7 protein-coding genes and 3 pseudogenes are annotated in these 9,536 nt (G+C 62.4%); 4 read left to right on the top strand and 6 right to left on the bottom strand.

Annotated features, from left to right (window positions below; genetic code table 11):
* Positions 1-4: 4 nt before the first annotated feature.
* Entirely contained in the window at positions 5-529 is a 525-nt protein-coding gene (locus M8859_RS31040) for a GNAT family N-acetyltransferase (RefSeq protein ID WP_249645339.1), read from the top strand.
* Here M8859_RS31040 and M8859_RS37805 read toward each other — a convergent pair.
* The 3 genes and pseudogenes from M8859_RS37805 to M8859_RS31050 all read right to left on the bottom strand — a co-directional run.
* Positions 512-703: pseudogene (locus tag M8859_RS37805) on the bottom strand (hypothetical protein); the annotation flags it as partial. The gene M8859_RS31040 and the pseudogene M8859_RS37805 sit on opposite strands and share 18 nt — an antisense overlap.
* Positions 704-750: 47 nt before the next feature.
* Positions 751-1,887 carry an IS30 family transposase gene (locus tag M8859_RS31045; RefSeq protein ID WP_195140933.1) on the bottom strand — a complete coding sequence of 379 codons (1,137 nt, stop codon included), beginning with the start codon at positions 1,885-1,887 and terminating at the stop codon, positions 751-753.
* A 199-nt stretch (positions 1,888-2,086) separates the two neighbouring features.
* Positions 2,087-2,583 (bottom strand): annotated as a pseudogene (locus M8859_RS31050) (recombinase family protein).
* Positions 2,584-3,293: 710 nt separating this feature from the next.
* Here M8859_RS31050 and M8859_RS31055 point away from each other — a divergent pair.
* Genes M8859_RS31055 through M8859_RS31065 form a run of 3 tightly spaced genes read left to right on the top strand, consistent with a single transcriptional unit; the run spans position 3,294 to position 8,109 of the window.
* Positions 3,294-4,478 (top strand): alpha-xenorhabdolysin family binary toxin subunit A, encoded by a 1,185-nt coding sequence (locus M8859_RS31055; protein ID WP_249645335.1) that lies wholly within the window; start codon positions 3,294-3,296, stop codon positions 4,476-4,478.
* A gap of 34 nt (positions 4,479-4,512) precedes the next feature.
* Positions 4,513-5,685, top strand: a complete 1,173-nt coding sequence (locus M8859_RS31060; RefSeq protein WP_159989404.1) for an alpha-xenorhabdolysin family binary toxin subunit A — start codon at positions 4,513-4,515, stop codon at positions 5,683-5,685.
* 9 nt (positions 5,686-5,694) lie between these two features.
* On the top strand, positions 5,695-8,109 hold the full coding sequence (locus M8859_RS31065; RefSeq protein ID WP_195140906.1) for a hypothetical protein: 2,415 nt from the start codon (positions 5,695-5,697) through the stop codon (positions 8,107-8,109).
* Between the two features lie 67 nt (positions 8,110-8,176).
* Here the strand turns inward: M8859_RS31065 and M8859_RS31070 are convergent.
* From M8859_RS31070 to M8859_RS37810, 3 genes and pseudogenes are all read right to left on the bottom strand, one after another.
* Positions 8,177-8,392: pseudogene (locus tag M8859_RS31070) on the bottom strand (IS21 family transposase); the annotation flags it as partial.
* A gap of 92 nt (positions 8,393-8,484) precedes the next feature.
* Positions 8,485-9,153, bottom strand: coding sequence for a hypothetical protein (locus M8859_RS31075; RefSeq protein ID WP_249645336.1), 669 nt, complete (start codon positions 9,151-9,153; stop codon positions 8,485-8,487).
* Entirely contained in the window at positions 9,154-9,444 is a 291-nt protein-coding gene (locus tag M8859_RS37810; RefSeq protein WP_372492957.1) for an HAD hydrolase-like protein, read from the bottom strand. It abuts the gene before it with no gap.
* Positions 9,445-9,536 lie beyond the last annotated feature (92 nt).

Consider the following 9,536-nt stretch of genomic DNA (forward strand, 5'->3'; position numbering starts at 1 on the left):
AGTTGTGACTTCGACTCTGCGTACCCAGCGTCTTGTCCTCGAGCGGTACGTCCCAGAGGACGAGGAAGGCTTCGTCGCTTTGTTTCAGGACACGAGGGTGTCTCGGTGGATGGGTGACGGCCCGTCTTCCGAAGCGGCCGACCGGGCCTTGTTCGGGCGCATCTTCACCAAGGTTTATGCGGACCATCTGTTCGACGTCTGGGCCGTTCGTCAGGACGGACGCCTGGTCGGGCATGCCGAGATCAAGCCGACTGACGTCGTCGAGGGCTACGAGATCATTTACGCTTTGACCCCACAGGTGTGGGGATGCGGTTTGGGTGTCGATCTGGCAGAAGCGCTTGTCACCTACGGTTTCCACACCCTGGGACTGACCGAGGTGCACGCCACCGTGGCCGCGGCGAACAAGGCTTCGCTGCATGTTCTAAGCAAAGTCGGTTTCGAGCATATCCGGGACATCCCGGAAAATGATGGCAGTACCACCCTGCTACTGACCCGGTCGATCAGTGACCACTCACCCACCGATCGATAGCAAAAACGCATCAACCAAACCCGTCACTTCCGACCGGGGCAGCTGTGTATCGCACATTCGCAGGGGCCGATACCCGGTTGGCCCGAACTGGGCCAGCTCGGCGTCGATGTCGACCTCGAAGTTTGTTGAGGGTGAGAGCTGTCGGTGTGGTCGTCTACTCAATCTCAATCCCGCATCCACACCTGTCCGTAAAACGATGGTGCGCTCAAACAGTCAGCGCGTCACCCACTGTTCAGACGCTCAGCGTAGACCTCGGCAGGGCTGCAGTACCCGTGGATCTTGCGGGGCCGGTGGTTGAGTTCGAGGGCTATGGCGTCGAGATCGTCCTGGGTGAACCGGCGAAGATCGGCGTTCTTCGGTAGATATTGGCGCAGTAGGCGATTGGTGTTCTCGTTGGTGCCTCGCTGCCACGGGCTTCGAGGTTTGCACAGATAGATCGGCGTGCCGGTCGCGGCAGTGATGGACTTGTGGCCTGCGATTTCGCGGCCCCGGTCCCAGGTCAGGGATCGGCGCATCGTTGTCGGCAGGCTGAGCAGGTATTTCGTCAAGTAGGGGGTGACCTGGTGCGCCTTGATGCCCTCGGGCAGCGCGACCAGTGCGGTGAATCGGCTGGTCCGCTCGACCAGTGTCGCGATGGTAGACGGGCGTGAGCCCATCACGAGGTCGCCTTCCCAGTGCCCTGCGACCCGGCGGTCTTCGGCTTCGATCGGCCGTTCGCTGATCGGCACCAGGTCGGTGATGACTCCGCGACCGTCTCGACGGCGGCCGGCTCGTTTCGGATGTCGCATCAGCCGGCCGGTTCGTAGTCGGCGCGTCAGTGTTCTCTCGATCGCTCTACGTCGGGGATCGAACAACGCCAGGTAGATCGCCTCGTGAGAGATCTGCTTCGATTCGTCGCCGGGGAATTCCCGGCGCAACCATCCCGCGATTTGCTCAGGCGACCAACGAACCGAGAGCTTGCCCTCGACGAGCTCTCGCAGCATCGGATTCTGCACCAGCTTGGCTGGTTTCGGCCGTCGCGCACGGTGATAGGCCCGCTGATCAGCCACCGCTGCCCGATAGGCGCCGTATCCGCCGTTGCGCGCGATCTCGCGCGCGATCGTCGAGGGCGAACGGCCCAGCCCGGTGGCGATCGTGCGGGCCGAGCTGCCCGCGGCCAGGCCGCGGGAGATCTCCTCTCGCTCGGCCATCGTCAAATGTTGGATGCGCCGCTGCGGCGGTCGGCGTTGGAGTCCTCCGGTTTGGGCCAGGAATCGCCTGACGTGCTGCAGCGGCATCCCGAGGGATCGCGCTATCGCACTGAACGATTCTCCCGCTCGCCACCTACGCCACAACTCGTCCTGACGAGCCGCAGACATTCCATAGTCCCGCACCCAAACCTCCACGCCGACATGATCATCCACGCGGTGATGCAGTCACCCCTTGAGCCCAAGATCGATTTGCGACGCCTGCGGGGTCCGGTGAGTTGTCCCGACCGGTGATTCAGCCCTCGTTTTCGATAGACCTATCGCAGGGGTGTCTGCACGGTCCGGTGGTCTAAACTGTGCAATCCGCAGTTCAGGATGCGGCGGCGTCGGTTCGCAGGTATGAGTAGACGATTTCGCGGCTGACACCGAACTCCCTGCCAGCTCCGCTTTCGACACTCCGGGCGGCCGCGCGGGCGCGCAGTTGGGCGGCTTGCTCGGCGGTGAGGGCGGGTTTGCGTCGGTGTAGGCGCCGCAAGCCTTCGCCGCGGCGATGCCCTCGCGCTGGCGTTCGAGGATGAGGGCGCGTTCGAACTCGGCGAAGTCACCCATCACGCTCAGCACCAGATTCACCATCGGTGAGTCCTCCCCGGTGAAGGTCAGCGCCTCCTTCACGAACTCCACCCGCACACCCTTGCCGGTCAAAGTGCGCACCAACCGGCGCAAGTCGTCGAGGTTGCAGGCGAGGTGGTCCATGGAGTGCACGATCACGGTGTCGCCGTCGCGCACGAACGCGATCAGCTCCTCCAGCTGTGGGCGTGCGGTGTACTTCCCGGAGGCCTTGTCGGTGAAGCTGCGTTCGACGGCGATCCCGTCGAGCCCGCCAGGTCACCATGCCGCTGCAAGTCCTATTGCAATGGGACGACGAAGGAAACCGCTCGGTCTGCTGCTCGAAGGCCGGGTCCGATCGGGTCGATGAGGCGCACCGATTGTGCATCTGCACTTGCAAGCGGAGTTCTCGAGGGAAGAAACCGCCCGGATGGACCTGTTCTCGGACCAGGACGTGACGCTCTTCTTCGACCGCGTGCAGGAACGAAGCCTGGCCATTCGAAACTCTGCCCATTGCAGACCCCAGGTCTGAAATAGGTGCGGCGTCAGACCGTGGAATAGTGGCGGAGTCGTTAGGGCGATCATGTCGACACAACGCGTACTTTCGGCGCAAACTGAGTGGAGCCAGGACAGGACTGTCAGCAAATCTCTCCTCCGGCAGTAACACTGGACCGGAGCAAGCGAAGGCAAATCGGACGAACCTTCTCGGGTGAAGGGCGTGAGTCGAGCGTGCGCGCACGATCGCGTACCGCCGCATACCTCGTGCCACTGTCGGCCGCGAAATCTACGAACCTGGTGAGGCTCGAGTTCGGAAACCATCTTCCCCATCGCACCCGCCGATCGGTCGACTGGTCGCTCATTGCGTTGCGGGCATGTTGATACCGATGCTCTGACTACAGCCGGTGCCCGAAAGCGACAGAGGACATTCGCTGGTGTTATCCGGCCGGTTTCCCTCAACAAGGAGGTCATCGATGACCAGTTTGGATATCGGACCCGGAGAGTTGTCCGAGCCCGGCGTGCAGGGCGGGCCGAATTTCATTCTCAGCCGGCCCGAGTGGATCAAGATCCAGGTCTTCGTCCAGGATGCGCTCGTCCTTCCGACAACACAGACCGAGTTCAGGAACTCCTTGGGCCCGGGCGCGCCCAATGACCTGTCCGACTTCACCAAACTGATCAATGTCTATCGACTGATCAATGATGACGGCAAGAATTGGCGTGACTCGATCTATCCCAAGGCGATCAGCGTGGCCAGCAACATCCTTCAGTACGGCAGGGACAAGGTCCCGGTCTACTACCCGCCCATCAAGGACCTGGCGCAACGGCTGATGAACAATCCGAACGATCAGCAGGCGAAGAACGACTTGAAGTCGGTTCTCAAGACGTTGCGGGGCGAGGCCGACAAGCAGGTACAGTGGGCGCGCTTGGTGTCGAGCACGACATTCCAGTTCGCGTATGACATCGAAACCGACAAAACAACGTTGGTGGGGACGGACGGCAATGGCGGCCTGGTCGCGTACTACGACAAGAAATACGGTCAAGCCAGCCAGGCCGTCGCCGACGTCACGAAGGAGATCGCCGACGAGAAGACTGTGCTGAAGGCGGCGAACGACGAGTACAACCACGATGTGGTGGTGGCGTCGACAACGCCGGCCTACGCGTGGCTGGGATTGCCCGGGTTCATCGCCGGAGCGGTCGTGGCCGGTGAATACGGCGCTCGCGCTGTCGAAGCCCTGAAACGAGTGAAAGCCGCCAAGGCGCAGATCAACAAGCTGGAAGCCGAGTTGGCAGCCGACGCGAATCTGATGAACGCCGCTCGGTCCGCTCAGCAGAGTTCCTCGACGATCGCGCAGGACATCACGGCAGTTCTCCCGGTGGTCCAGAAGATCGAGGGAGTATGGGGTGCTTTGTTCGACGACCTCGGGTACATCCTTGACTTGATCGATAACAACATCGCTCAGGTCCCCCCGATCATCATGGACCTGGGCGTCGACGCGGCCATCGCCAAGTGGGCCGCGGTGGCCCAAGAGGCCGAGAAATTCCTCAGGAACGCCCACGTCAGCGAGCAGCCCGACGGTTTCGAGCAGTGGACCGTGGAGGGATGGCGGCTGGCGACCCTCATCACGCCGAACCGCGTCCTCGCAGGCGCGCTCCGGTGACTGTCACTGCAACCACCTGGAAGGAGATTCTGCGATGGCGGAGTTGAATATCGGGCCCCGGGAACTGGCAGACCCGGGCGAGCAGGGCGGGCCGGCGTTTACGCTGAGCCGGGCCGAGTGGGTCAGAATCCAGGCCTACGTTCAGGAGGCCCTTGTTCTCCCGACAACCGAGACCCAGTTCCGGAACAACTTGGGCTCGGGCGCGCCCAGCGATCTATCCGACTTCACCAAGTTGATCGACGCCTACCAGGAGATCAACAAGCACGTCACGACGTGGCGCGAGACGATCTATCCTGCCACGATCAGCCTGGCCAGCGACATCAACGATTACGGTTCGAACAAAGCGCCCATCTATTACCCGCCCATCAAGGACCTGGCGCAAAAACTGACGGACAACCCGAACGACCAGCAGGCGAAAGACAAGCTGAAGGCGATTCTGGACGTGTTGAAGAAGGACGCCGACACGCGGGTGCAGAAAGCGACCGCAGTCACCGCCCAAATCCATCAGTTCGCGAAGGACACCGAGACGGACAAGACGACGATGGTGGGGACGGGCGGTGATGGTGGCCTCGTCGCGTACTACAACGACAAGTACGGCAAAGCCAGCAAGGACGTCGCCGACGTCACGAAGCAGATCGCCGACGCGAAGGCCGTACTGAAGGCAGCGAACGACGAGTACAACCACGATGTCGTGGTGGCCGCGACGACGCCGACCTACGCGTGGCTGGGACTGCCCGGCTTCATCGCGGCATCAGTCGTGGCGGGCGTCTACGGCAGTCGCGCCGTGGAGGCCCTGCACAGGATCAATGCCGCCAAGGACCTCATCAATTCGCTGGAGGCGAAGTACGCCGCCTACGCGAACCTGATGCACGCCGTCGAATCCGCTAAGGACAGCTCCACGACGATCGGGCAGGACCTCACCGCGGTGCTGCCGGTAATCCAGAAGATCGAGGGCGTTTGGGGGGCCATCTCGAGCGACCTCGAGACGATCCGGACGATGATCGACAAGAACATCGAGCAGGTTCCCCCGCTCATCATGGACCTGGGCGTCGACGCGGCCATCCGTAAGTGGGCCGCGGTGGCCGAGGAGGCCGACAGCTTCCGCATGAATGCCTACGTCACTGAGCAGCAGCGCAACCAGTGGACGGTGGAGGCATGGCGGCTGGAGACCCTTATCACGCCGAACCTCGTCCTGGCGGGCGTGTAGGACCGCGCCATGAATGTCGTTGCGGCGCAGTCCTACGATTGGCGCACGCTCTACGGTGACATCGAACAGCAGGGCAACGTGCCCTGCTGTTCGGCCACCGTGATCGACGCCACCTACGCGGTGTTCCGGGCCATGTACCTCGACCTGGGCGAGGTACAGACCGCGTTGCACGACTCGGGTTTCGATCCTGTCCTGGTGACGCTGGTAGCCGACGTCGTGAACGTACCCGCCGGAATCTCGTGGCAGCTGAAGCGCACTGTTCTGTGGATCCAGGCGCGACGGATGCAGAGCGATGAGCCGTTCACCGTGACCCTCGATTACCGAAGCGATCACGGTGCCCGATTCGTGCTCTTCTGCGACGAGCTGGCGGGCAGCGTGCAGGGTCAGGCTGTGGTCGCCTCTCAGCAGACCATCGCTCTACCCGTCATCGATGCTCCACCGCCCTCCGGCGGTGTGCTGATCAAGTATGTCGAGGGCAGTGGTCCGGTCCAAAGCCCTCTGGACCGGGCCCAGGGGGTCGCGGCCCTGTCGGCCCCGGACTACTTCCAACAGGCGATGCGCACCGAGTTCGTGTTCGCCTCGCTGCTCTACGACACCCATCCGGACCTGGCGCTACGCCAGCTGGCATGGCTGAAGAACTGGTCGAGCTACAACGTCGAGCTGCTGGGCGTGCTCCTGCGCAGCTCCTCGCTGCTGGCACTGCTCACCGCGCAGATGAACGCGGAATCCGATGGGACAGTCTTCGTCCCGTATCTGAGTCGGCAGGTCTACACCGACCTCGCGAAGGCCTTCGTCGCCGAAGCCAAACAGTACGAGGCCGACTACCAGGCCCTCAGCACCCAGACCGTCGTCACCGACAACTTCATCCAGCTCGCCAAGGCGCTGCTGGCGAACAAGACCTACGAGACCCAATACGCCACTCAACTGCTGGCTCAGGCGAAAGACAACTTCGACAACGCCAGCGCCGCGGTCGCCGCCGCGCAGCAACGGCTGACGGCGGCTCAGGACACTGCCGAGGAGACCCAGATCGACTTCGAGGAGATCGGCGTACCCGAATGGAAGAATCAACAGATCCTCAAGGCGATCATCGACCTCAGCACCGCGGTCATCACCTTCGGCGTCGGGATCGGCGCCATGTTCGTCGGCGACCCTGCGGCAGGCGCCGCCGCCGCGGGCAGCGCGATCGAGGGAGCGGAGGCGGTGGAAGCCGCCGCCCAGGCCGGCAGTGACATCGCGAACCTGGCCGCGAGCCTCAAAGACTGCATGGGCCAGCTCAAAAAAATCGCGGAGGCACTGAAAAAGGTCTACGACCTGTCGAAGGAGATCGTCGACGCCGTCGAGAACTTCCACGACGCCGAGGAATACGCCGCCAAGCTACGGGACATGAACCTCGACACCGGCGGGGCAGATCTCACCGCGACCTTCCAGTGGCGGATCTACCAGCAAAACACCGACGCCATGCTCGCCGATCCGGTCCAGAAAGGCATCCGCTACGCACGCGAGCTCGAACTAGCCGTCGACGCCGTCGCCATCCACGGGCAGGAATTGGCTGCCGCCCAAGCGGCCGCGGTCGCGGCCGGCCAGCAGTACGCCGCGGTCAGTCTGCAAAAACAGTTGGCCGAACAGGAACAGCAGCGGCTGCAGCAGTACCTGGACTCCTTGGTCCACGGCGAGGCTCCCCTGGCAGCGCTGATGCAGCAGCTGTACCAGCGCTACCTCGACACCAAGAGCTCGCTGTTCACCGCCCTACAGGGCTACCGCGCCTCGTACTTCTACTGGGCACTGGCACCCTCGGTAGTGCGCCCACGCATTCTCGACAACATCGGCGAACTCGATGCCGGACTGACGAACCTGACAAGCATCACCATGGACTCCGCGACGGCGCTGGAACACTTCTCCCCGCCGCCGCAGGTCCTGGCCGACAAGAGATACACCATCGACAGCACAAACGCCCCCGAGGTCCTCGCCCGATTCAAGAAGACAGGGACCGCCCGCTTCGAGGTACCCCTGGACACCGACGAGTTCGCCGGTTTCGGCCGAGTCCGGCTCACCCGCGTCCGGATATGGGTGGACAAAGCCGTGCCGCGAAACGGCAGCTCGATCAACCTGACCCTCGGCAACCAAGGCAACTACCTCGATCGCTATCGAGGGAAAACGTATCAATTCACTTCCAAGCCTTTGGCTCTCGACTTCGAGTACCGGGTCACCGCCAAGAAGAACGGACCACCCGACTGGAGCTTCGACGACGGAACTTACGGTTACGTCGAAGTCGACGGCGCCCTCGATCATGAGGTGAGCTACGCCTACTTCGAACCGACCCCCTTCGCCGGATGGAACATCACGGTCGACCCGTCGACAACCGACTTGTCGAACGCGACTTCGATCACCATGCAGTTCTCCGGCTCGATAATCCACGACGCGTGACAGACCGCCGCCGAGGAGGCCAGTGTCGATGCTGGTCTCTGCGCTCGCAGCGATTTCGGGGCGCACGACGGAAGGCTTGGCATTCGGCCGTGAACTCGTTGCGGCCTGCCCGCCAGCGGCCGATCGCGCCTTCACCATCCCAGACCAGAACCTTTGGCACCGAACCCAACCGTTGGATCAGCGTACACCAGCCCGCGAACAGATCGGCATGCCGGGTCGGGACCAGCAGCGCCATCAGCCACCGCGAATACCCCAGAACCATAGTCAACACCGGGAGCTGTTTCGGCCCCTCTGACCTTCTCAAACGGCGAATCTCAGCCCAATCCTCCACAGCGAGCATCCCTTCGGTTCTCCCTAGCTCGGATAGAGCCAGGGTCACCGACCAGGTGGTCCATTTTGAGCTTCGGTGGGCCGCTTCTCAAATTGCTGCGCTTTGTGTTCGACAGGGCTCTGTACTGTCGGCATCGCAGGACGCTCGTAGTTCCTGCTGGCTGAGCGAGTTGCAACTGGCCATCGAAGTGGTTGTTTCGGCTCGTTTGGGCTGGGCTGGCGGAGTCGATCCGAGCTGGAGGGCGATGGCCGCGAAAGTAATGCTGCGGCTCCAATCGCGTAAAAAAGTCGGAGCTTTCCGGTCGAGTGAAGTTCTTTACTCCAGAAGAAGATCTTGATCACCTGAGGGCTACTTCTTCCGATCTGCCCGGTCAGCCCTGCGTGTGGCAGCTGGGTTCTAAGCTCCTGTTCGAGCTCGTCGCCGTGCTTGACAGCGCCGGTCAGGAGTTGGTGATACCAGACCTTGTCAACGAAGTAGAAGGCCAGCCACAGAACGAAGCCCAGAACCAGCACGATGCAGGACAGCTGAAGTGAGAAGCCGAAGACTTTGACTGCTGTGCCGTCTTTGGCTGCCACTGCGGCGGCACCGAACGCGAAGGTCAAGACGGTCATGGCCAGTCCCCGGATGCGCCACTCAAGGTCGTTGAAGTGCTGCTGTACCTCCACTGTCTTCTTCCACATCTCAAGGTAGTGGTGGATGTCCTTCTCTTCCAACTACGCCTCCCTGAAATCAAAGTGGAGCAGGAGCTCCGAAAACGTTTTTGCGAGAGTGTAATTCGCCTGCAGAGCGCGTCCGGCGGAGATGGCTTTCTCTTGCTGTATGTCTTCGTCGGTCCAGTGCGACACCCGGCGGAGGAGCTCATACTCTGCCCGATTCTGCACGACGCCGTACTGCGCGTGGACGTCGTGGGCCCCGGTTCGCTGGGCCATTGCCACGTCCTTCATTAGGCTGTCTCCGACGTAGACGACCTGGCGCGGTTGGCCGGTCCCCGATAATGCGACCACCCGGGAGTAGAGCCCGGGTTGTTCGTCAGTTGTCAGTTGATCCCGCAGTCCACCGGGTGGTGGGTGTGGGTGCAGGCCGCAGCGTACTCAGC

The sequence above is a fragment of the Nocardia sputi genome (assembly GCF_023501985.1).

Excerpts from the sequence above, each read along its gene's own strand:
- M8859_RS31065 (WP_195140906.1), top strand. The coding sequence starts at position 5,695 with ATGAATGTCGTTGCGGCGCAGTCCTACGATTGGCGCACGCTCTACGGT.
- M8859_RS31055 (WP_249645335.1), top strand. The coding sequence starts at position 3,294 with ATGACCAGTTTGGATATCGGACCCGGAGAGTTGTCCGAGCCCGGCGTG.
- M8859_RS31060 (WP_159989404.1), top strand. The coding sequence starts at position 4,513 with ATGGCGGAGTTGAATATCGGGCCCCGGGAACTGGCAGACCCGGGCGAG.
- M8859_RS31045 (WP_195140933.1), bottom strand. The coding sequence starts at position 1,887 with ATGTCTGCGGCTCGTCAGGACGAGTTGTGGCGTAGGTGGCGAGCGGGA.